General features: G+C 72.3%; 21 protein-coding genes. 15 read left to right on the top strand and 6 right to left on the bottom strand.

Annotated elements, in window-relative coordinates; translation table 11 throughout:
* Nucleotides 1-27 precede the first annotated feature (27 nt).
* A complete protein-coding gene (locus ACZ69Q_RS07885) occupies nucleotides 28-777 on the top strand; it encodes a sulfite exporter TauE/SafE family protein (RefSeq protein ID WP_471038149.1) in 750 nt (249 codons plus the stop codon).
* Between the two features lie 41 nt (nucleotides 778-818).
* On the opposite strand, the gene ACZ69Q_RS07880 is transcribed toward ACZ69Q_RS07885, so the two are convergent.
* On the bottom strand, nucleotides 819-1,106 hold the full coding sequence (locus tag ACZ69Q_RS07880) for a metal-sensitive transcriptional regulator (protein WP_471038147.1): 288 nt from the start codon (nucleotides 1,104-1,106) through the stop codon (nucleotides 819-821).
* A gap of 62 nt (nucleotides 1,107-1,168) precedes the next feature.
* Here ACZ69Q_RS07880 and ACZ69Q_RS07875 point away from each other — a divergent pair, with 62 nt between their 5' ends.
* Nucleotides 1,169-1,747: a rhodanese-like domain-containing protein gene (locus ACZ69Q_RS07875; RefSeq protein ID WP_471038145.1), complete on the top strand. Its 579-nt coding sequence runs from the start codon at nucleotides 1,169-1,171 to the stop codon at nucleotides 1,745-1,747.
* On the opposite strand, the gene ACZ69Q_RS07870 is transcribed toward ACZ69Q_RS07875, so the two are convergent.
* Nucleotides 1,735-1,878, bottom strand: a complete 144-nt coding sequence (locus ACZ69Q_RS07870) for a hypothetical protein (RefSeq protein ID WP_471038143.1) — start codon at nucleotides 1,876-1,878, stop codon at nucleotides 1,735-1,737. The two genes, ACZ69Q_RS07875 and ACZ69Q_RS07870, sit on opposite strands and share 13 nt — an antisense overlap.
* Before the next feature lie 205 nt (nucleotides 1,879-2,083).
* Between ACZ69Q_RS07870 and ACZ69Q_RS07865 the strand changes: the two genes are divergently transcribed.
* The gene (locus ACZ69Q_RS07865; protein WP_471038141.1) at nucleotides 2,084-3,838 is read left to right on the top strand and encodes an ABC transporter ATP-binding protein; all 1,755 of its coding nucleotides are present in this window, start codon (nucleotides 2,084-2,086) and stop codon (nucleotides 3,836-3,838) included.
* Between the two features lie 131 nt (nucleotides 3,839-3,969).
* Here ACZ69Q_RS07865 and ACZ69Q_RS07860 read toward each other — a convergent pair whose 3' ends face one another.
* On the bottom strand, nucleotides 3,970-4,815 hold the full coding sequence (locus ACZ69Q_RS07860) for a (2Fe-2S)-binding protein (protein ID WP_471038139.1): 846 nt from the start codon (nucleotides 4,813-4,815) through the stop codon (nucleotides 3,970-3,972).
* 207 nt (nucleotides 4,816-5,022) lie between these two features.
* On the opposite strand from ACZ69Q_RS07860, the gene ACZ69Q_RS07855 reads away from it, so the two are divergent.
* The 9 genes from ACZ69Q_RS07855 (at nucleotide 5,023) to ACZ69Q_RS07815 (ending at nucleotide 16,115) form a co-directional block, all read left to right on the top strand.
* Nucleotides 5,023-6,015 (top strand): FecCD family ABC transporter permease, encoded by a 993-nt coding sequence (locus tag ACZ69Q_RS07855; protein ID WP_471040139.1) that lies wholly within the window; start codon nucleotides 5,023-5,025, stop codon nucleotides 6,013-6,015.
* Nucleotides 6,012-7,061, top strand: a complete 1,050-nt coding sequence (locus ACZ69Q_RS07850; RefSeq protein WP_471038135.1) for a FecCD family ABC transporter permease — start codon at nucleotides 6,012-6,014, stop codon at nucleotides 7,059-7,061. Before ACZ69Q_RS07855 ends, ACZ69Q_RS07850 begins: the two co-directional genes overlap by 4 nt.
* 101 nt (nucleotides 7,062-7,162) lie before the next feature.
* Complete coding sequence (locus ACZ69Q_RS07845) at nucleotides 7,163-7,978, top strand: ABC transporter ATP-binding protein (RefSeq protein ID WP_471038132.1); 816 nt, start codon at nucleotides 7,163-7,165, stop codon at nucleotides 7,976-7,978.
* Nucleotides 7,979-8,009: 31 nt separating this feature from the next.
* The gene (locus ACZ69Q_RS07840) at nucleotides 8,010-9,029 is read left to right on the top strand and encodes an ABC transporter substrate-binding protein (RefSeq protein WP_471038129.1); all 1,020 of its coding nucleotides are present in this window, start codon (nucleotides 8,010-8,012) and stop codon (nucleotides 9,027-9,029) included.
* An 88-nt stretch (nucleotides 9,030-9,117) separates the two neighbouring features.
* Complete coding sequence (locus tag ACZ69Q_RS07835) at nucleotides 9,118-10,293, top strand: ATP-grasp domain-containing protein (protein WP_471038125.1); 1,176 nt, start codon at nucleotides 9,118-9,120, stop codon at nucleotides 10,291-10,293.
* The gene (locus ACZ69Q_RS07830; protein ID WP_471038122.1) at nucleotides 10,290-11,969 is read left to right on the top strand and encodes an IucA/IucC family protein; all 1,680 of its coding nucleotides are present in this window, start codon (nucleotides 10,290-10,292) and stop codon (nucleotides 11,967-11,969) included. Before ACZ69Q_RS07835 ends, ACZ69Q_RS07830 begins: the two co-directional genes overlap by 4 nt.
* Nucleotides 11,966-13,156 (top strand): MFS transporter, encoded by a 1,191-nt coding sequence (locus tag ACZ69Q_RS07825; RefSeq protein ID WP_471038118.1) that lies wholly within the window; start codon nucleotides 11,966-11,968, stop codon nucleotides 13,154-13,156. Before ACZ69Q_RS07830 ends, ACZ69Q_RS07825 begins: the two co-directional genes overlap by 4 nt.
* The gene (locus ACZ69Q_RS07820) at nucleotides 13,156-14,919 is read left to right on the top strand and encodes an IucA/IucC family protein (protein WP_471038115.1); all 1,764 of its coding nucleotides are present in this window, start codon (nucleotides 13,156-13,158) and stop codon (nucleotides 14,917-14,919) included. The genes ACZ69Q_RS07825 and ACZ69Q_RS07820 overlap by 1 nt, the downstream gene beginning before the upstream one ends.
* Entirely contained in the window at nucleotides 14,916-16,115 is a 1,200-nt protein-coding gene (locus tag ACZ69Q_RS07815) for a type III PLP-dependent enzyme (RefSeq protein WP_471038109.1), read from the top strand. The genes ACZ69Q_RS07820 and ACZ69Q_RS07815 overlap by 4 nt, the downstream gene beginning before the upstream one ends.
* Nucleotides 16,116-16,192: 77 nt before the next feature.
* Here the strand turns inward: ACZ69Q_RS07815 and ACZ69Q_RS07810 are convergent, their stop codons facing one another.
* Entirely contained in the window at nucleotides 16,193-16,498 is a 306-nt protein-coding gene (locus tag ACZ69Q_RS07810) for a hypothetical protein (protein WP_471038107.1), read from the bottom strand.
* Nucleotides 16,499-16,668: 170 nt separating this feature from the next.
* On the opposite strand from ACZ69Q_RS07810, the gene ACZ69Q_RS07805 reads away from it, so the two are divergent.
* Nucleotides 16,669-17,034 (top strand): nuclear transport factor 2 family protein, encoded by a 366-nt coding sequence (locus tag ACZ69Q_RS07805; RefSeq protein WP_471038106.1) that lies wholly within the window; start codon nucleotides 16,669-16,671, stop codon nucleotides 17,032-17,034.
* A 189-nt stretch (nucleotides 17,035-17,223) separates the two neighbouring features.
* Here ACZ69Q_RS07805 and ACZ69Q_RS07800 read toward each other — a convergent pair whose 3' ends face one another.
* Together ACZ69Q_RS07800 and ACZ69Q_RS07795 are read right to left on the bottom strand one after the other, a co-directional pair.
* Nucleotides 17,224-18,213, bottom strand: coding sequence for a CU044_5270 family protein (locus tag ACZ69Q_RS07800; RefSeq protein ID WP_471038104.1), 990 nt, complete (start codon nucleotides 18,211-18,213; stop codon nucleotides 17,224-17,226).
* The gene (locus ACZ69Q_RS07795; RefSeq protein ID WP_471038099.1) at nucleotides 18,206-18,739 is read right to left on the bottom strand and encodes an RNA polymerase sigma factor; all 534 of its coding nucleotides are present in this window, start codon (nucleotides 18,737-18,739) and stop codon (nucleotides 18,206-18,208) included. The genes ACZ69Q_RS07800 and ACZ69Q_RS07795 overlap by 8 nt, the downstream gene beginning before the upstream one ends.
* 105 nt (nucleotides 18,740-18,844) lie before the next feature.
* Here ACZ69Q_RS07795 and ctaD point away from each other — a divergent pair, with 105 nt between their 5' ends.
* Entirely contained in the window at nucleotides 18,845-20,464 is a 1,620-nt protein-coding gene (ctaD, locus tag ACZ69Q_RS07790) for an aa3-type cytochrome oxidase subunit I (protein ID WP_471038094.1), read from the top strand.
* Nucleotides 20,461-20,784 (top strand): hypothetical protein, encoded by a 324-nt coding sequence (locus ACZ69Q_RS07785; RefSeq protein WP_471038088.1) that lies wholly within the window; start codon nucleotides 20,461-20,463, stop codon nucleotides 20,782-20,784. The genes ctaD and ACZ69Q_RS07785 overlap by 4 nt, the downstream gene beginning before the upstream one ends.
* Nucleotides 20,785-20,790: the final 6 nt, after the last annotated feature.

Genomic DNA, 20,790 nt, shown 5'->3' with positions numbered 1-20,790 from the left:
CATCGCGCCGACCCCCGGAGCCCCCTCGTGACCACCCTGGTCCTCGGTCTCCTCGCCGGTGGTGCGACCGGGCTGGCGCTCGGCGCGCTGGGTGGAGGCGGCAGCGTGCTGGCGGTGCCGGCGCTGATCTATCTGCTCGGCTTCAGTCCGGCCGCCGCGGCCACCGCCAGCCTGGTCGTGGTCGCCGTCACCTCCGCCACCGCGCTCGGTGCGCACGCCCGTGCGGGTGCCGTGCGCTGGCGGGGCGGGGCGTTGTTCGCGGCGGCGGGGCTGGTCCCGGCAGCGTTGGGCGGCATGCTGTCCGGGTGGCTGCCACCCGGCCTGCTCACCGGGGCGTTCGCGGTGATCGCCGCTCTGGCCGCGCTGCGCATGCTGCGGCCGTCCGCGTCCGACCGGCACGAGGACGTGCCGGTGCGGTCCTGGCAGGTCGTCCGGGCCGGGGCGGGACTCGGCGCGGTGACCGGCGTGTTGGGGGTGGGCGGCGGCTTCCTCGCCGTGCCGGCACTGGTGAACGTCGTCGGGCTGCGGATGCGGGCCGCCGTCGGGACCAGCCTGCTGGTCATCACCGTCAACTCACTGGTCGCCCTGGTGGCGAGAACGGGCACGCAGGCGCGGATCGACTGGGCCGCGGTGGCTCCTTTCGCCGCGGCCGCCGTACTCGGCGCATGGGACGGCAAGCGCCTCGCCGCGAAGGTGTCCGGAGACCGGCTGCGGCAGATGTTCGCCTGGGCCCTGCTGGCGGTGGCCGTGTTCATGCTGGTGGACGCCGTCACATGAGCCCGAGCAGGACCCCGTACGACATACGGCCGGCCCCGTGGCTATGCCAGCGACAGGAAGAGCTTCTCCAGGCGGGCCTTCATCTGCTCCTTCGTCTCGCCGTTGGCGCGTCCGTTCTCCGCGTCGGTGAGGCACTGCTGCAACCCGGTGGCGATGATCGCGAAGCCGGCCCGGTCGAGGGCGCGCGAAGCGGCGGCGAGCTGGGTGACCACGTCCTCGCAGTCGCGGCCCTCCTCGATCATCTTGATCACTCCGGAGATCTGCCCCTGCGCCCGGCGCAGCCGGTTGAGCACCGACTTGAGGTCATCGCCCTCGAACTGAAGCTCCACGATCACTCCTCTACATACCCTTGGGGGTATTTTACCCCTCCCCTGAAAGGATCTCACTCCGCATGACCTCTCCCCTCGGCCCGCGCACCCTCGACGTCGACACGGCCCGCACCCGGCTGCCCGGTCTGACCGTCATCGACGTCCGCACGCCCGGCGAGTACGCGGCCGGACATCTGCCCGGCGCCCTGAACGTCCCCGTGGACCAGCTCGACCGCGCCCTGCCCGCGCTGCGCCGCCACTACGGCGAGCTGCTGGTCGTCTGCGCCTCCGGAGCCCGCTCCGTCAGCGCCTGCCGGCTCCTCGCCGAGCACGGCATACCGGCCATGACCCTGACGGGCGGCACCCAGGGCTGGGCGGAGCGCGGGCACGAACTGAGCCGCCCGGCACCGGGTGCGCGCCGCACATGGTCCATGGAGCGACAGGTGCGGTTCGCCGCGGGCTCGATCGTCCTGGTCGGCCTGGGACTCGGACTGCTGCATCCGGCCTGGCAGTTGCTGTCCGCCGGCATCGCGGGCGGACTGGTCTTCTCGGCGCTCACCGACACCTGCGGGATGGCCGCGATGCTCTCGAAGCTGCCCCACAACCGCCCGCGCCCCGCCGAGTTCGACGCGACCCTGGCGGCTCTGGGTCAGCGCGCGTAGGCGCACACCACGACAAGTCCCGTCACCCGGCGGGGCCGGACGACGGCCGCCTGGAACACGGCCAGGGCGAGGCCGGCGGTGGCGCGCAGGACCGGGGCGAAGTGGGGCGCAAGACCGGAGCGAGGCGGCACGCAGGACCGGGGCGAGGTGGCAGCGACCGCGAGGACGAGGGCGTTTCGCGTCCTACCGGGTCGAGCTCCAAGACCTCCGCCAGGCCGCGCCGTTCGGCGTCGGCCCCGGCGGGGAGACACACCTACGCCGTAGCGGGAAACCGGCAGGCCCCGAGGGGTGGGGCCGACGTAGCCTGAATGCTCCGTACGACTCCGGAGGAGCCCCGTGAGCATCGCCGACACCCCAGCCACCCCGCCCACCTGGCGGCTGCTCCTGGGCTATGTGCGCCCGCACCGGTGGGCCCTGCTGGCGGGCGCCGTGCTCTCGCTGGTCACGGGCGCGACCGGACTGCTCCTGCCGCTCGTCGCGCGGGAGCTGATCGACGACCTGTCGCACGACCGGGCCATAACCGGGGCGCTGCTGATCATGTCGGCGCTGGTGGTGGCCAACGCGGCGCTGGGCGCGCTGGGTTCGTACGTGCTGCGGCGCACCGCGGAGTCGGTGGTGCTCGGCGCGCGGCGCGCCCTGTCGTCGTATCTGCTGCGGCTGCGCATCACCGCGGTGGACCGCAGCGAGCCGGGCGATCTGATGGCTCGCGTCACGTCGGACACCACCCTGCTGCGCGAGGTCACGACCGACTCGCTGGTGGGCCTCGGCACGGGCGGGCTCACGCTGGTGGCGACGGTCGTGATGATGGGCCTGGTGGATCCGGTGCTGCTCGCGGTCACGCTCGGCGTGATCCTGTGCGCCGGGACGGTCCTCGGGGTGATCGTGCCGCGCATCAACAAGGCCAGCCGGCAGGCGCAGGACGCGGTCGGGGTGATGGGCGCCTCGCTGGAGCGGATCCTCGGCGCGCTGCGCACGGTGAAGGCGTCCGGCGCCGAGCACCGGGAGGAGCGGACGCTGCACGAGGCCGCCGAGGAGTCCTGGCGGCAGAGCGTGCGGGCCGCCAAGTGGGCGGCCGCGGCGGGCAACACGGCCGGGCTCGCCATGCAGATCGCCTTCATCACGGTGCTCGCGGTCGGCGGGGCACGGGTGGCGACCGGCGCCATCGACATCGGCACGCTGGTCGCGTTCCTACTGTACGTCTTCTATCTGATGTCGCCGATCCAGGAGGTCGTCGGCGCGGTCACCCAGTACCAGACGGGCTCGGCGGCGCTCGCCAGGATCCAGGAGGCGCTGCGGCTGCCGGCCGAACCGGCCGCCCTGCCCGCGCCGTTGCCGACCGCCGGGGCCGAGCCCGCCACCCTCGCCTTCGAGGACGTGCGCTTCCGGTACGCCGAGGATCTGCCGTACGTCCATCACGGGGTGACGTTCGCCGTGCCCGCGCAGGGCATGACGGCCTTCGTCGGCCCCTCGGGCGCGGGCAAGACGACGGTGTTCTCGCTCATCGAGCGGTTCTACGACCCCGAGTCCGGGACCATCACGCTCGACGGGCGGGACCTGACGGACTGGGAGTTGGTGCACCTGCGGTCGGCGATCGGGTACGTGGAGCAGGACGCCCCGGTGCTGTCGGGCTCACTGCGCACCAACCTGCTGCTCGGCAATCCGGACGCCGATGAGGACGCCCTGACGCGCGTGCTGAAGACGACCCGTCTGGACGGCCTGGTCGCGAAGCTGCCCGACGGTCTGGAGACGCTCGTCGGGCACCGAGGCACCAAGCTGTCCGGCGGCGAGCGTCAGCGCGTGGCCATCGCCCGCGCCCTGCTGCGCCGGCCGCGGCTGCTGCTCCTCGACGAGGCCACCTCGCAGCTCGACGCGGTGAACGAGGCGGCGCTGCGTGACACCGTCGCCGACGTCGCCCGTACGACCACCGTTCTCGTCGTCGCGCACCGGCTGTCGACGGTGACGATGGCCGACCGGATCGTCGTGATGGACGCGGGGCGGGTGCGGGCCGTGGGCACGCACCGTGAACTCGTGGCCGCCGACCCGCTCTACGCGGAGCTGGCGGCGACGCAGTTCCTGGCGACGACCGAATAGCGCTCCGCTGGTTGTGCCGCAACCGTGGAAGTGCCGCGGAATGGCAGGCGGTCGTGGGTCATCCGCGGGTCGGTTGTGGCTTGTCGCGCAGTTCCCCGCGCCCCTACTGGGGCGCTGCCGATGGGCCGGCCTCAGCTCTGGAGGCGGCGCAGTCGTTCCGCGTCGCAGGTGCGGGGACAGGTGGCGCATGCCTCGGCCGGGCGGATCGTGTAATACATGCAGCAGCCGGTGCGGGTGCGTGTCGGGTGCCGGCGCCCGTCGTCGGTCGTCAGGTGCCGGAAGTCGGCGCCGCTCGGGTACGGGGCCACCGGTGACGGCAGCAGCCGGGTGGCCGCCCGTACGGCCTCGTCCTCGCGGTCCAGCACACGGCCGAGGTACCAGATGCCGGAGACCAGGTCGTCGCAGACCATCCCCCACAGCGCGCGGGAGCCGCGTCGCGCGAGGGGGCCGATCGCGTCCAGGAGCGGCGCCATGTGATCGGCGACCGCGGCACGCAACTCCGCGCGCAGGGCCTCCTCATGAGGGACCGTCAGCACGCCGGGCAGGGCCGCGGCCGGATCGTCGGCCAGGCAGGCGAGGTCGCTTCCTGGTGTCACGGTGAACTCGGCCGTGGCGAGGTCCAGTCGCAGGTCCTCGGCCCGGATCCGCGGCACGCGGCGTTCGAGGTACCAGGCTCCGCTCATCAGGAGCGAGACCGACCAGGCGTAGTCGTGCAGGGCGCGTGAGGCGGCGACGTGGCGACGCGGAACGACCCCGTAGCGATCGTGAATTCGGGCCTCCTCGGCGGCCACGAACGCGTCGAGGACGGCCCCGTCCTTCACCAGTTCGGCCGCCGACACGCCCGCTCGGGCATGCACCGCACCGGGTTCGGCGACCCGCACCGACAGCACCTCGCAGAGGCCGGTGAGCCGTGCGTACACGTCACCGAGCGTATGCGCGACGGAGCCGGACGTGGGGGCCGTGGGGGCCAGGGACATCGTCGCTCCCCTGCGAGGTTTCAAGTCGGAGCCGGACAGGTAAGGCTTACCTTACACTCGTGATCAAGCAGAGAATGCCAGGTGGGCCACCTGCGGGTGATCATCCATCGCGAACGCCACGACAATCACGCGGCAGTTGAAAGATAAAGCAAGCCTAACCTAAGCTCACCCCTTGTGACCGCGACCCGACGGGGCGCACCGATCGGTGTGCCCGCCCCTGCCCTCAGGCACGTTCCGCTCTTCCTCACCGGATTCGCCGCGCTCGTTCTGTGCGCAGCGCTGAGCCTCGCTCTCGGAGCCCGTTCCGTGCCGCTCGGCACGGTTGCCGACGCGCTGTTCGGCGATGCTCACGGACGCGAAGCCCTCGTGGTGACCGGGCTGCGCCTGCCGAGAACCGTCATCGGGCTCGCGGTCGGTGCCGCACTCGGGGTCGCCGGGGCCGTAGCCCAGGCGATCACCCGCAACCCGCTCGCCTCGCCGACGACGCTCGGCATCAACGCGGGCGCGGGTTTCGCCGTCGTCGTCGCCATCTTCTCGCTCGGGCTCAACAGCCCGGCCCAGTACGTGTGGTTCGCCTTCGCGGGGGCCGCCGGAGCCGCCCTGTTCGCCCAGGCGCTGGCCCGCCGGGCCGGGGACATCGACGCCGTACGACTGGCGCTCGGCGGCACCGTGCTCCAACTCGTGCTGCTGTCCTGGACGTCTGCGGTGATGCTGATGAACCAGCGCACCCTGGACGAGGCCCGGTTCTGGCTCGCCGGATCCCTCTCCGGGCGCGGACTGGACGTCCTGTGGCCGGTCCTGCCGACCCTGCTGCTCGGCCTGGTCGTCGCGCTGGCCGTCGCTCCCGCTCTCAACGCCCTTGCCCTGGGCGACGATTCGGCCCAGGCACTCGGCGTTCCGGTGGCCCGGATCCGGCTCGCGGGCGGCATTGCGGTCGTCCTGCTCGCCGGGTCGGCGGTCGCGGTCGCCGGTCCCATCGCGTTCATCGGGCTCGCCGCCCCTCACCTCGTACGGCCGCTGCTGGGCGGCGACCACCGGCTGCTGGTCCCCGGCTGCCTGATCGCCGGGCCGGTGCTGCTGCTCGCGGCCGATGTGCTGGGCCGGTTGGTGATCCGTCCCTCGGAACTGGAGGTCGGGATCGTGACCGCCTTCCTGGGCGCGCCCCTGCTGGCGTTGCTGGCGCGCAGGGTGGCCCGATGAGCGCCGCCGTCGTCTCCGCACCGACGGGGTCCTCCTCCCGTGCCCGGGTCCGGCGCCGTGTCCTGCTGTTCGCCGCGGCCGGTACGGCCCTGCTGTTCGTGCTGCTCACGGTGTCCCTGTCGACCGGCGAGATGCCGATGCCCGTCGGCGCGGCGCTGCGCGCGCTGGCCGGGCTCGGGGATCCGGGGGACGTGCTGGTCGTGCAGCAGTTCCGGGCTCCCAGATCGGTCGCCGCGATCGTCGCAGGCGCCGGGCTCGGGGCTGCCGGATGTGTACTGCAACGGCTGTTCCGCAATCCGCTCGCCTCCCCCGATGTCATGGGGGTGACCGGCGGAGCTTCGCTGGGCGCGGTCGCGCTGATCGCGGCCGGGGCCTCGCAGTCGCTGATCCCCCTCGGGGCACTGGGCGGCGGGCTTCTCGCGGCCCTGCTGCTGGGCGTGTTCGCCTGGGGCTCCGGACTCGCGGTCACCCGGCTCGTGCTCACCGGCCTCGCCGTTCAGGCGGGCCTCGCCGCCGCCGTGAACCTGATGATCGTGCGCTTCCCGGCCGAGCTCGCCGGGTCGGCGCTCCAGTGGACCACCGGGTCGGTCTACGGGCGGACGTGGACCGAGGTGTGGGGAGCGGGCGGCGCCATGGTGCTCACACTCGCCGCCGCACTGGTCCTGCACCGACGCCTCGCCGTGCTCGACCTCGGGGACGACTCGGCGGGCGCGCTCGGCCTGCGCACGTCCTCCGCACGCCTTCAACTGCTCGTGATCGCCGTCGCGTTGGCGTCACTGGCGGCCGCGCTCGCCGGTCCCGTGACATTCGTGGCGCTCGCCGTGCCGCACATCGTCCGGTTCGCCACCGGGCCGCCGACCGCCGCGTCCCTCGCACTCGCCGGGCTCACCGGAGCGGTGCTGCTGCTCGCGTCCGACCTGGTGGTGCAGCACCTGGTGCCGATCGAGGGCCTGCCGGTCGGCGCGGTCACCGCCACGCTCGGGGCGCCCTGGCTGCTGGCACTGATGCTGCGTCAGAGCTCGCCCGTCCCAAGGAGCCGCGGATGACGGGCCCGGGCACGCAACGACGGCCCACCGGCTCAGCCGGACGAGAGCGACCGATGACCGGCGTACGCCGCGAACCCCCCACCGGCCCCCAGGAGCCGCACATGACCACCGCCAACCAGCTCGCCACCCGGGGCCTCGATCTGCGCTACGGCGACCGCGTCGTGGTCGGCGGCCTCGACCTGACCCTGCCCGGCGGGGCCGTCACCGCCATCGTCGGCCCCAACGCGTGCGGCAAGTCGACCCTGTTGAGGGGCCTGAGCCGGTTGCTCGCGCCGGCCGCCGGGACGGTCACGCTCGACGGCGCCGACATCCACCGCATGTCCGCGCGGGCGCTGGCCCTGCGCATGGGCCTGCTGCCGCAGCAGCCGGTCACACCGGAGGCGATCACCGTCGAGGCGCTGGTGCGGCTCGGCCGGTATCCGCACCAACGGCTGCTGAGCCCCTGGTCGGCCGCCGACCAGAAGACGGTGGACGAGGCCCTGGAACGCACCGGCACCGCCGCGCTCCGCGACCGGCCCGTGGACCGGCTCTCCGGCGGCCAGCGGCAACGCGCCTGGATCGCGCTGGCGTTGGCGCAGGACACCGAGCTGCTCCTGCTCGACGAGCCCACCACCTTCCTCGATCTGCGGCACCAGCTCGACGTCCTCGACCTGGTCGCCGCCCTGCACGCCGAGGCGGGCCGCACCGTGGTGATGGTGCTGCACGACCTCGGACAGGCCGCCCGCTACGCGGACCACATGGTGGTCCTCAAGGAGGGCCGCCTCGCCGCGGCCGGCGCCCCGGCCGACGTACTCGACGCGGAGCTCGTGAAATCCGTGTTCGACGTGGACTGCCGGGTGATCCCCGACCCGGAGACCGGCACCCCGCTGGTCGTCCCCAAAGGCAGCGCGGCGCGCCATCCGGCCGCGACCGCGTGAGCACTCCCCACTCATAGAAAGACCCACCCCGATGTTCAAGCGATCCCCCCTGCGCGGAATCGGCCGGCTGATCGCCGTGCTGCTCGCCGTCGTGCTCGGTACGGCCGTGCTGGCCGCCTGCGGCAGCGAGGACTCCGCCAAGGAGAGCGACACGGCGAAGGCGGCCGATGGCGGCTCCGCCTTCCCGCGCACCCTCAAGACCGTGATGGGCGACGTGAAGATCCCCTCCCCGCCGAAGCGGGTCGTCGTGCTCGACACCGGTGAACTGGACGACGTCACCCTGCTCGGCATCGACCCGGTCGGCGCGGTCGCCCCGCACTTCAAGACCTCGGGCGGCTTCCCGACGTATCTGGACGCCGAGTTGAAGGACACCGTCGACGTCGGCCCGCTCCTGGAGCCGAACCTGGAGAAGATCGCGTCCCTGGAGCCGGATCTGATCCTGTCCTCCAAGGTCCGCCACGAGAAGGTCTACGACAAGCTCAGCGCGATCGCGCCGACCGTGTTCACCGAGACCACCGGCGGTGTCTGGAAGGAGAACCTCAAGGTCCACGCCGAGGCGCTGGGCCTGGAGAAGGAGGCCGCGGCCAAGCTCAAGGAGTACGAGACGCAGGCCGAGGCGCTCGGCGCGGCCGTGAAGAAGAAGGACGGCGGCACTATGCCGACCGTGTCCGTGGTCCGCTTCATCGCCGGCCCGACCCGCCTTTACCAGACCAACTCCTACAGCGGCGTCGTCCTCGGCGACATCGGCTTCCAGCGCCCGAAGTCGCAGATCTCGAACGACCCCGAGGTCACGATGAAGGACGTCAGCCCGGAGCAGATCGACCAGGCGGACGCCGACCTGATCTTCGTCACCGCGGCCGACGCCGAGGACAAGACCCAGAAGCAGCAGGTCGTCTCCAACCCCGTCTGGAAGGACCTCCCGGCCGTGCGCGGCGGCAAGGTCTTCGAGGTCCCGGACGAGACGTGGATGTCGGGCATCGGCGTACAGGCCGCCGAGGAGATGCTCAAGGACGTCGCGAAGGCCACCGGCGTGGCGCTGCCGGCGAAGTAGCCGCCGCTGCTCCATCGGGGCGGGCCGCCGCTGACCGGCTGCCGGCCCGCCCCAACCCCCCACCCGCTAGCGGAAGTCGTTCATCGCCATGCGCCTGTACCTGCTCGCCCTCAACCCGACCGACGCCGTGTCCGAGGGCTTCCTGCCCGCCGCGGCCCGGCTCGGCCTGGACGTCACCGTCCTCACCGACCAGCCCGCCGCCCACCGCCGCGCACACCCGGACATCGAGGTCCTGGAGTGCGACGTGCGTGACTTCCGGGCCGTGATCACCCGGATCTCGACCCATCACCGGCCCGACGCCGTCTTCACCAACAGCGACCATCTCCAGACCCAGGCCGCCCTGGCCGCCGACTACTTCGGCCTGCCCGGCAAGGACTGGCGGGCCGCCCTGCGCTGCAAGGACAAGGCCGAGATGCGCAGGCGGCTCGCCGCGGCCGGCGTGGACAGCGTGTGGTCGACCGAGCTGACCGAACCGGTCGCCCCCGGCGACGCGCCGTACCCGTGTGTGCTCAAACCGCGCGAGGGCGTGGCCAGCGAGGACGTCGTCCTCGTCGACGGCCCGGAGGAGCTCGTGGCGCACGCGAAGGAGATCCTGGAACGCCGTCCGGGTGCCGTCCTGGTCGTCGAGGAGTACCTTCCCGGCGACCTGTTCACCCTGGAGACCCTCGGCGACGGGCGCGTCCGCCATGTCCTGGGCGGCTTCCGCACCGAGCTCTCCCCGCCGCCGTACTTCATCGAGGAACGCCTCACCTTCGTCCCCGCCCATCCCGAGCCGGTCGTCGCGCAGGTCCTGGAGCAACTGGACGCGCTGGGCGTCGGGTTCGGGGCCTGCCACACCGAGTTCGTGGTGCACGCGGGGCGGGCGCGGATCATCGAGGTCAACTACCGTGCCATCGGCGACCAGTGCGACCTGCTGCTGGCCCGCCTGCTGCGGATCCCCCTCTTCGAGCACATCCTGCGCACCCACCTCGGCGCGCCCCTGCCGGCCGGCCTCGGCGCCCGCCGGGACGCCGCCGCCCGCCTGGAGTACCCGTGCGCCGACCGCGCCGGAACACTCGTCGACGCGCCCGCCGCCACCGAACTGGACTTGGACAGCGCGCATCTGACGTACCGTCCGCTGCGCGCGGTCGGCGAGCGGCACGAGCTGTACCGCACCAACCGCGACTACCTCGGCGTCCTGCGCGCCACCGGCACCGACCAGGCGACGGTGGACCGGGCGGTGGCGGACTTCCTGGCCGGGCGGCGCTGGGAGATCCAGCCGTGACCGCCCCGACCACCACCACGGACACGAGCGAGGCGGAGCTGCTCGTCCGGGTCCTCGGTGCCCTCCTGCGCGAGGACGTGGTCGGACTGCGCAGCCGTGGCACACCGGTTCGACGGCCGGACGGGGACTGGGTGCGCCTGCCGGTGCCCGGCGACGCACTGCTGCTGCCCGTCACCGAGGACGGCTACCAGGGCGTGCACGCCGCCCGGCTTCCGCTCCTGGTGCGCGAGTCGGACGGTGCCGAACTGTCGTCGTGCGACAGCGTGCTCTCAGCTCTGCGCGCGCTCGCCGAGCCCGAGGACCGGGGCGGCTTCGACTCCTTCGCCGAGGAGTGCCGGCAGACGCTGGCGACGATGCGGCTGCACGCGGGGACGCGGGACGAGGTCGTGCGGCGGCTGAGCTTCGGGACGGGCCTCGGCGGCAGCCTGGCGTACGACACGCTCGCGGCCCGGCTCGACCATCCCGTCTATCCGACGGCGCGCGGTCGCTCGGGGCTGGGCGAGGAGGAACTGCGCGCCTACGCACCGGAGTTCCAGCCTCGTTTCGCGCTCCGTTGGATCGCCGTGCCCCGGGACGCCGTCTCCCTCGCGGGCACCCTGCCGGATTTCTGGCCCACGCCGGCCGGCCTCGGGCTGAGGGACCTGGGCGGCACCCATGTGGTGCTGCCGGTGCATCCGCTGACCGTCGACGCCCTGAGCGCGGCCGGCCTCCCGGACGGCGCGGTGCTCGCCGAGCGCGCCCACCTGGACGTCGTGCCGACGCTGTCCATGCGGACGGTGGCGACGGTCGCCGATCCGTCGGTGCATCTCAAACTTCCCCTCGCCACCGCCACGTTGGGCCTGCGCAACAAGCGGACGGTCAAACCGGGCACGCTCGTCGACGGTGCGCTCGGGCAGCGGCTGGTGGAAGCGGTGATCGACCGCGAGCCACGGTTCCGGGACGTGATCCTGCACGCCGACGAGACGACGTACGCGCACGCCGGGCACGAGTTGCTGGCGGTGCTGTGCCGCCGCTGTCCGGCCGGTCTCGACGACGCCGTGGTGGTGCCGATGGCGGCGCTTCTCGCCGCGGCTCCCGACGGTCGGCCGGTGCTGGATCATCTCGCCGACCGCTTCCACGGCGGTGACCCGCTCGCCCTGCTGGATTCGGTTCTCACGCTGCTGTTCGACTGGCAGACCACGCTGTTCGGCCACGGCATCGCCCTGGAGTCGCACCAGCAGAACATCTCGCTGGTACTCCGGCCGGACGGTCCTCGTCTGCTGTTCAAGGACAACGACGGGCCACGCGTCAACACCGAGCGGCTGCACGCCGCGCTCCCGGGCCCGTGGCCCTTCGACGACACCCGGATCCTCGGCACCGACGACGGGCCGGTCGCCGACCTGTTCACCACGATCACCGTGCACCTGTGCGCGGGCGCGTACGCCTTCGGGCTCCCGGGTCACCGGCGCGCGCTGCTGGATCTCGTACGGGACCGGCTGACGGAGTCCGTCGACCGGCTCGGCGGCGACGCGGCGGACGTCCTGCGTGCGCGTGTCCTGCACGCGCGGGAGCTGCCGGTGAAGGCGATGGTGACGGCCGGGACCCTGCTGTCGAAGGAGCGGTCGGGCGCGGCCGACATCAACAAGCACTACACCACCGGGCCCAACTACCTGCTGCGGCCGGGAGGTTCGGCATGAGCGCCGGTGCCCTGCGGCTGCCGCGCCCGGCCGTCGGGCGGGGGCCGCTGCCCGCGGTGGCGGGCTGCTATTTCGTGGCGTCGTTCGCCGCGCTGGGGCTGCCGCCGTATCTCACCGCGATCCTGCCGGAGCTGGGCGACCGCGGCGCCCGCTGGGCCGGGGTGCTCTATGTCGTGCCGACGGTGTTCGGCGCGCTCGGCGCCCCGCTGTGGGGCCGGCTCGCCGACCGCTTCGGCCGTAAACGGCTGCTGCTGCGCGCCCAGTTGGGGCTCGCGTTGTCCTTCCTGCTGGCGGGCTGGGCGGACTCGCTGGCGACCTTCACGCTGGCCCTGGTCCTCCAGGGCATCCTCGGCGGCACGTTCGCCGCGTCCAACGGCTATCTCGGCGCGGCCCTGGAGGGTCCGGCCCTGTCGAGAGCGCTCACGCTGATGCAGGGCAGCGCGCGGGCGGCGCTGGTCGCCGCGCCGATCGCGGTCGGCGCGCTCTCGGGCTGGCTGTCGCCGCACCGGCAGTACGCCCTGCTCGCCGTACTGCCGCTGGCGGCGGCGCTGTTGCTGGCGGCGCTGCCCGAACCCGAGCGGGTGGCTGCGCGGGAGCGAATACCCGAGGCGGTGGACACTGCGCCCCCGATCGTCTCGCTGAGGACCCTCTACGTCCTGGAGTTCGCCTTCGTGTTCTCCACCGTCATCTCCTTCCCCTATCTGATCGCCCTCGTGGACGACCGTCTTCCGGGCACCGCCCCGGCACTGTCCGGCGTCCTGTTCGCCCTGCCGCACCTGTGCTACCTGGTCGCGGCGCTGCCCGTGCACCGCGTCTTCCGGCACCGGCCGAGGAGTGGGCTCACGCTCGGGTTCGGCTGCGTCGCGCTCGGGCTCGCCGGGCACGGGCCGGCCGGATCCCCGGCCGCCCTGATCGCCGTACGGCTGCTGCTGGGCGCGGGACTCACGCTCGGGCTCGTGTCTCTGTCGGTGCTGGCCGCCGACTGCGCCAAGGGCCGGGCGCCCGGCGGGCTGTTCGGTTCGATCGAGTTCTTCTCCAAGGCCGGCGCGGTCGCCGCCGGCGTGGCCGCGGCGGCGGGCAGTGCCCGCTTCGGACCGGCCGCACCCGTGCTGATCGGCGCTGCCGCCGCCTCCGTCACGGCCGCTCTCCTGCCCACCCTGCACCTGCGCACCCGCTGGAGCCGCTGATGCCCTCCCTGACCGAATCGCTCCCCGAGCAGGGCGCTGCCCCCGTCGCCTCGGCCGGACCGCCCGCCGTCGAACTGCCCGCCGCCGACGAGGTCGTGGCCCACACCCTTCTCAACTGCCTGCTGCGTGAAGTCTCCGGGCCCGAGCACCAGAGCGTCGTCACCGACGGCCGGCTGCTGCTCCGCCTGCCGCGCCGCGGCGTCCTGCTGCGCGTCGCCCTGCGCCGTACGTCGCTGCTGGGCGCGCACCGGTTCACCGGGCCGGTGAGCGAGCAACGGAGCGGCGAATGGACGGTGGTGGACTGGCGACGGCTGGCCGAGTACGCCCACGACGAGCTGTGGCTGCGCACCGGGGTGCGCAACGAGGAGTTCCTGGAGCAGATCGCCTCCAGCCACGACGCCGTCGCGACGGCACTCGCCGCCACCCGCCCGGCCCACGCCGCGCAGGACCGGCTCTCCGCCTACGTCGCCTCCGAGCAGTCCCTGGTCTTCGGCCATCGTTTCCATCCCACCCCGAAGGCCCGCACCGGCGATCCGCGCGCCTGGTCCGCCTACGCCCCCGAGGTCGGCGCGTCCTTCCCGCTGCGTCATCTGGCCGTGCGCGGACATCTGATCGCCGAGGAGTACACCGACCCCGCGTCCGTCGCCCCGCTGGACGCACAGCGCCCGGACGTCCCCGACGGCTACCGGCTGCTGCCCGCCCACCCCTGGCAGTTCGAGACCCTGCGCGAACACCCGCTGCTGCGTGCCGCTCTGGAGCGCGGCGACGTTCTCGACCTGGGCCCCGGCGGTGCGCCGTTCGCCGCCACCGCGTCGGTGCGCACGCTGTACGACGGCAACACGTTCCTGAAGTTCAGCCTGAATGTGCGGATCACCAACTGCCTGCGCAAGAACAGCAGTTACGAGCTGTCCGGCGCCGTCGCCCTCACCCGCGCCCTGGCCCCGGCGTTCGCCGATCTCGCCGAGCGTTTCCCGGGCAGCGACATGCTCCGCGAGCCCGCGTACCGCACGCTCGCCCTGCCCGGCCCCGACGGCACACCGGACCGTGCGCTGCTGGAGGGCTTCGGGGTGATCGTCCGCGAGGGCCTGCCGGACCGGCTCGCCCCGGGCACCACTCCCCTGCTCGCGGCGGCCGTCGCCGACGAGTACCCGACCGGCGGCGCGCACATCTCCCGTCTCCTCGCCGGCGCCGACGCGCGCGCGGCCCTCGACTGGTGGTCGGCCTATCTCGACCTCCTCGTCCCGCCGGTCCTGTCGGCCTACTTCGACCACGGCCTGGTCCTGGAACCGCACCTGCAGAACGTGCTGATCTGCGTCGACGGCGACGGCCTGCCCGTCCAGGTGCTCTTCCGCGACCTGGAGGGCACCAAGCTGGTCCCCGACCACCACGAGGACACCCTCGGCGCACTGCCGCCCGAGGTCGCGGGACCGATGACGTACGACGCACAGCGCGGCTGGGACCGCGTCGTCTACTGCCTGCTGGTCAACCATGTCGCCGAGCTGCTCGCCGCCCTCGCCGACCTGCACCCGCGGGCGGAGGCCGCACTGTGGGCCCGGGTGCGCGACACGCTCAGGGCGTATGCCGGGGACCACGGCTGCCCGCCCCGGATGGCCGCCCTCCTCGCCGGGGTGCCGCTGCCCGCCAAGGCCAATCTCCTCACCCGCTGGGAGCGCAAGGCCGACCGGGAGGCCGGCTATGTCCGGCTGCCGTCCCCACTGGCCGAGGACATCCTGCGCGACTCGACCGGAAGTGCCACCCGATGACACAGCCCACGCCCCCGGTACGCGACCGCGTTCTGTCCCTGCCTTCTACCGAACTCCCGGCCTACGTCTACGACTTGGCAGCCCTGCGCGCCCACGCGGCCACCGTGCGGGACGCCCTGCCCGAGCGGGTCGAGCTGTACTACGCCGCCAAGGCCAACCCGGAGCCGGAGATCCTCACCGCGCTCGGCCCGTACGTTGACGGCTTCGAGGTGTCCTCGGGCGGCGAACTCGCCCATGTCGCCAAGGCCGTACCGGGACGTCCGCTCGCCTTCGGCGGTCCGGGCAAGACACCGGACGAGATCACCGCCGCGCTGGAGCAGGACGTCGAGCGCTTCCACGTGGAGAGCGAACACGAGCTGCGCATGCTGGCCGAGCTGGCCCGCCGGATGGCGCCCAGGCGGCGGGTGGCGGTCCTGCCGCGCGTCAATCTGCCGGTGGCCGACGGCTCGCTGGCGGGCAGCTCGCTCGCGATGGGCGGCCGGCCGACCCCGTTCGGCATGGACCCGGCGCGGGCCGAGCCGGTGATCCGGCAACTGTCCGACGGCGCGTTCCCGCAACTCGAACTGCGGGGCGTCCACGCCCACCTGGCGAGCGGGCTGGAGGCCGCGGAACAGGTGGCGGTGGCCGAGTCGGTCGTCTCCTGGGCGACGGGCCTCGGGGTCCGGCTCGGGGAGGTGAACGTCGGCGGCGGCATGCACGTCGACTACGGCGATCCCGGGCGCCGCTTCGACTGGGCCGCCTACGGCACCGGGCTCGCCCGGCTGACCGAGCGGCATCCGCGGCTGACCCTGCGCATCGAGCCGGGCCGGGCACTCACGGCGTACTGCGGCTGGTACGCCACCGAGGTGCTGGACGTGAAGCACAGCCACGGCGAGGAATTCGCCGTGGTCCGGGGCGGCACCCACCATCTGCGGACGCCCGCGACCAAGGGGCACGACCAGCCCTGTTCCGTGCTGCCGGTCGACGCCTGGCCGCACCCCTGGCCGCGGCCGGTCGCCGTGGACGAGCGGATCACCCTGGCCGGGCAACTGTGCACCCCGAAGGATGTGCTCTCCCGCGGGGTGCCGGCTGCCGGGCTGCGGGCCGGGGACCGGGTGGCGTTCGCGCTGGCGGGGGCGTATGCGTGGAACATCTCGCACCACGACTTCCTGATGCACCCGAGGCCCGGCTTCCACTTCATCGACGCCACAGCGTAGAAGGCCCGTCACTCCCGGCACACGCGAAGGGCCGCCCGGTCGACGGGCGGCCCTGGACGGTGCGGGTGTGCGGCGCCTCAGACGTCGACGGCGGGCAGCATCCTGGTGACCGGGGTGTCGACCGGCCTGAACTGCTGCGGCCGCTGCGCCCGGTTCAGCTCCTTGAGCTGGTCGAGGCGGGCGAGCTGCTCGGAGGGCCGGGGCATCTTGGCCCTGCGGTCCGCGGGCACACCGGTGGCCGCGAGGGAGTCGAGGGTGGTCACGGGGTTGAGCATGCCGGCGCTCGGAGGGTCCACCGGGGCCGCGTTCGCCAGCGGAGCGGCGAGGCCGGTGAGGCCGGCCGCCAGACCAACGGCGGTGGCGATACGTCGTGTTGAGATCATGCCTATCGCAACGCCGTCGGCCCGCCGCCGGACACGGCCGCCCGGCGCCCCTCACCCGTCAGGCCCAGCGCGCCGGCAGCGCTTGCCGAGCCCCCCGGTGCGGAGGACTCTCAAAGGTGAGGCCCTCGCGGCCGCCCCCCGTCCTGCCGCGGGCCTCGGAGGAGGTCACCATGGGCACCACCGCAACCCCGTCATTCGATACCGACACATTGCGCCGGGCCGTCGAGGGACAAAGCCCGGACACGCTTCTCGCCCTCTACACGGACGACGCGGAGATCCGTGTCGTGAACCGCAACGCGCAGCCGAGCCATCCGAAGGTGGTCAGCGGGCGGAACCAGATCGGCGAGATGCTCACCGACGTCTACAGCCGCGACATGACGCACAAGCTGGAGGGGTGCGTGGTCCAGGGTGACCGCGCGGCCTACAGCGAGTCCTGTGAGTACGCGGACGGCGTGCGTGTGATGTCCGAGTCGATGATCACGCTGCGCGACGGGAAGATCTCCCAGCAGATCATCATCGAGGCATGGGACGAGTAGGGAGGACGTGGCCTAAGGTCCAGGTCTCGGCCCGGTTGTCCTGGACCTTCAGGGCACGAGCGGCGGCGGGCCGGACCGTTCCGGTCCGGCCTCGGCGGGCCTGGCCGATCGCCGTGGCGGGCCGGCTGGTGTCCGGCGCCCTGTCGCGCAGGGCGCTGCGATCGGCCCGGCCACGGCGGCCGGTCCCCATCAGCGCATCCAGGCGCTGTAGGTCATCACGTCTCCGGCCTTCACGCCGTACCGGGCGTCGTCCCTGGTGAAGGTCTGCTCCAGTCCGAGGACGGTGCCGTCGGCGGGGTCCATGATCAGCATGCGACGGCTGTCCCGACCGTCGTACACGTACGCCTGACCGCGCCGGCCCAGCCGGTCCGTGACCTGACCGGCGGGTCGCAGTCCTTCGGCGCCGGCCAGCAGGCGGGCCAGTGCGGCCGACTCGCGGGTGCCGAGGGTCCAGTGGCCGAGCAGGGTCCTGGTGGCGTCGAGGAGTTCGGCGGTGGACAGCGGATGCGAGTGGTCCGCCAGGAAGGCGCGCTCCGCTTCCTCCAGATAGTCGTGCAGGGCTGCGGCGTCGTGCGGCGGCGGGGACTGGGGCGGGGCATCGCTCCAACTCGGCGGGTAGGTCTGCCTGCTGAGGACGTGGCCGTCGTCGACGAGGCGGGGTTCGCCGTCCTCGTCGGTGAGGACCGGCCGGCCGGGGTGGCGCGGGTCGGTCGCCACGACGAGCTCCGTGTGGGTGTCGTCGGCGTTCCAGCGCACGATCGTCTCCTGCGGGAGGGTGATCGGCGGGTCCTGGTCGCTCATGGCCAGGCTCCATGACTGCACGTGCGTGCCCTTGCGCAGCCCGGACGAGTCCGCCGACGCCGCCTGCTCGGCACGCTCGGCCAGCCGCGTCATGGAGACGGGCGCGGACTCGGCCTGCACGACCAGTGGGCGCGGCGCGGCGACCGCCGGGGCGGTGGTCTGGCCGGTGAACAGCAGCGCCGACACCAGCGCGGCGACCACGGCCGAGGCCGCGAGGCCAAAGGCCAGCCGGGTGCGGCGGCGGGGAGCTGCCGGGCGCTCGTGGAGCAGCCGGTCGAGATGCCGTTCGGCGGTGTGGGGCAGCGGGCCGTCGCCGTAGTGCGGGCCGTCGACCGGTACCGGGTTGGCTCGGCGCAACAGTTCGAGTTCGTCAGCCATGGCTTCGTTCCTTGGACACGGTCGTCGGGCTCACACGGTCGATCTCGGCTCTCAGCCGGCGGCGGGCGCGGTGCAGCCGCATGGAGGCGGCCCGGCTTCCGCAGCCGAGGGCGACGGCGAGTTCGTCGACGCCGAGTTCCTCCCACGCCGTCAGCCGCAGCACTTCCTGGTCGGCCTCGGACAGCTTGGCCAGCGCCTCGTGCACCCAGGCGCCGGGTGCCTCGGTGTCGGGGCTGTCCACGATGTGCCGGCCGTGCGCGGCGTCGTCGTTGCCCATCCGGTCGACCAGCCGCCGTCGGCGCCCGTAGCCGCGTACCGCGTTCGCCAGGCAGTTGCGTGCCACGCCGTACAGCCAGGGCAGCGGGGCGGCCGGGAGGTCGGCCCGGCGGCGCCACGCCACGGTGAACACCTCCGCCACCACTTCCTCGACCTCACTCATGCGCCCGTCCAGTCGCCGCGCGACATAGCGGCTGACCGCCCAGTAGTGCTCGCGATAGGCAGCGGCGAAGATCTCGTCGTTGCTCATGTTCCGTTCGTGTCCGGCACCCGCCGGATCGTCACACCCTCTTTCGTGATTCTTGTCGCGTCGGTCGAGTGTGACGTGCGGGTGGGGTGCGGACACAGGCGGGGCGTGAAGAGGATCAAAGACTTCAAGGCCGTCCAGTGGCTGACCACCACGGATCACAAGACCATCGGCACGCTCTACCTGGTCACGTCGTTCGCCTTTTTCTGCCTCGGTGGCGTGATGGCGCTGTTCATGCGCGCCGAGCTCGCCCGGCCCGGTCTTCAGATCATGTCGAACGAGCAGTTCAACCAGGCGTTCACGATGCACGGCACGATCATGCTGCTGATGTTCGCGACGCCGCTGTTCGCCGGCTTCGCCAACTGGATCATGCCGCTGCAGATCGGCGCGCCGGACGTGGCCTTCCCCCGGCTGAACATGTTCGCCTACTGGCTGTACCTGTTCGGCTCGCTGATCGCGGTGGGCGGCTTCCTCACCCCCGAGGGTGCGGCCGACTTCGGCTGGTTCGCCTACTCCCCGCTGTCGGACGCGGTGCGCAGCCCGGGTGTCGGGGCCGACATGTGGATCATGGGCCTTGCCTTCTCCGGCTTCGGCACCATCCTCGGCTCGGTCAACTTCATCACCACCATCATCTGCATGCGTGCGCCGGGCATGACCATGTTCCGCATGCCGATCTTCGTGTGGAACGTGCTGCTGACCGCGGTGCTGGTCCTGCTCGCCTTCCCCGTCCTCGCGGCGGCGCTCTTCGCGCTGGAGGCGGACCGCAAGTTCGGCGCCCAAGTCTTCGATGCCGCGAACGGCGGAGCGTTGCTATGGCAACACCTGTTCTGGTTCTTCGGCCATCCGGAGGTGTACATCATCGCGTTGCCGTTCTTCGGCATCATCAGTGAGGTCATCCCGGTCTTCTCCCGCAAGCCGATGTTCGGCTACATGGGTCTGATCGCGGCGACCATCGCCATCGCGGGCCTGTCCGTGACGGTGTGGGCCCACCACATGTACGTCACCGGCGGCGTACTCCTGCCGTTCTTCTCCTTCATGACGTTCCTCATCGCCGTACCGACGGGCGTGAAGTTCTTCAACTGGATCGGCACCATGTGGAACGGCTCACTGAGTTTCGAGACACCGATGCTGTGGGCCTTCGGATTCCTGGTCACGTTCGTGTTCGGCGGCCTGACCGGCGTCATGCTCGCCTCGCCGCCGCTGGACTTCCCGACCTCCGACACCTATTTCGTCGTGGCGCACTTCCACTACGTCATCTTCGGCACGGTGGTGTTCGCGATGTTCGCCGGATTCCATTTCTGGTGGCCCAAGTTCACGGGCAAGATGCTCGACGAGCGGCTCGGCAAGATGACCTTCTGGACGCTGTTCGTCGGCTTCCACGGCACCTTCCTGGTCCAGCACTGGCTGGGTGTGAACGGAATGCAGCGCAGGATTCCGGACTATCTGGCGGTGGAGGGCCTGACGACGCTCAACTCGCTGTCCTCCGTGTTCTCGTTCGTGCTCGGCGCGTCGCTGCTGCCGTTCTTCTACAACATCTGGAAGACCGCCAAGTACGGCATAAAGGTCGAGGCCGACGACCCCTGGGGCTACGGCCGCTCGCTGGAGTGGGCCACGTCCTGCCCGCCGCCGCGACACAACTTCCGCACGCTGCCGCGGATCCGGTCCGAATCCCCGGCGTTCGATCTGCACCACGCCCCGGAGCGGCAGAAGGAGCTGACCACTCTGTGAGCCTCACCGACAAGTTCCTCAACGACGTCGAGGGGCATCTGCTGCTCGCCGCGACCCGGGAGGAGGGCCGTACGGCCGCCGCGCGTTTCGGCGCCCCGCTGCACTGGCTGACGGATGCGCAACGGGGCGAGGTGGAGCGGCGGTTCGAGGCGGAGTACCTCGCTCTCGCCCGCGCCTCCTGGCAGCGCACCGCGGAGCGTGCCGGGAGTCTGCGGGACGAGTACGAGGCGAGGTACCGGGGCCTGCGGCGCCGTCTGCTGGCCGGCTGGCTGCTGACGTGCGCCGTGGCCCTCGGCGTCCTGGTCGTGTGCCTCGCCTAGGCCGGC

It is taken from the genome of Streptomyces sp. NPDC036764 (genome assembly GCF_055609385.1).
Note: the sequence above shows the minus strand (reverse complement) of the source record. Positions and strands in the feature narration are given on the sequence as shown.

Excerpts from the sequence above, each read along its gene's own strand:
- ACZ69Q_RS07875 (WP_471038145.1), top strand. The coding sequence starts at position 1,169 with ATGACCTCTCCCCTCGGCCCGCGCACCCTCGACGTCGACACGGCCCGC.
- ACZ69Q_RS07860 (WP_471038139.1), bottom strand. The coding sequence starts at position 4,815 with ATGTCCCTGGCCCCCACGGCCCCCACGTCCGGCTCCGTCGCGCATACG.
- ACZ69Q_RS07850 (WP_471038135.1), top strand. The coding sequence starts at position 6,012 with ATGAGCGCCGCCGTCGTCTCCGCACCGACGGGGTCCTCCTCCCGTGCC.
- ACZ69Q_RS07845 (WP_471038132.1), top strand. The coding sequence starts at position 7,163 with ATGACCACCGCCAACCAGCTCGCCACCCGGGGCCTCGATCTGCGCTAC.
- ACZ69Q_RS07840 (WP_471038129.1), top strand. The coding sequence starts at position 8,010 with ATGTTCAAGCGATCCCCCCTGCGCGGAATCGGCCGGCTGATCGCCGTG.
- ACZ69Q_RS07835 (WP_471038125.1), top strand. The coding sequence starts at position 9,118 with ATGCGCCTGTACCTGCTCGCCCTCAACCCGACCGACGCCGTGTCCGAG.
- ACZ69Q_RS07825 (WP_471038118.1), top strand. The coding sequence starts at position 11,966 with ATGAGCGCCGGTGCCCTGCGGCTGCCGCGCCCGGCCGTCGGGCGGGGG.
- ACZ69Q_RS07820 (WP_471038115.1), top strand. The coding sequence starts at position 13,156 with ATGCCCTCCCTGACCGAATCGCTCCCCGAGCAGGGCGCTGCCCCCGTC.
- ACZ69Q_RS07815 (WP_471038109.1), top strand. The coding sequence starts at position 14,916 with ATGACACAGCCCACGCCCCCGGTACGCGACCGCGTTCTGTCCCTGCCT.
- ACZ69Q_RS07810 (WP_471038107.1), bottom strand. The coding sequence starts at position 16,498 with ATGATCTCAACACGACGTATCGCCACCGCCGTTGGTCTGGCGGCCGGC.
- ACZ69Q_RS07805 (WP_471038106.1), top strand. The coding sequence starts at position 16,669 with ATGGGCACCACCGCAACCCCGTCATTCGATACCGACACATTGCGCCGG.
- ACZ69Q_RS07800 (WP_471038104.1), bottom strand. The coding sequence starts at position 18,213 with ATGGCTGACGAACTCGAACTGTTGCGCCGAGCCAACCCGGTACCGGTC.
- ACZ69Q_RS07795 (WP_471038099.1), bottom strand. The coding sequence starts at position 18,739 with ATGAGCAACGACGAGATCTTCGCCGCTGCCTATCGCGAGCACTACTGG.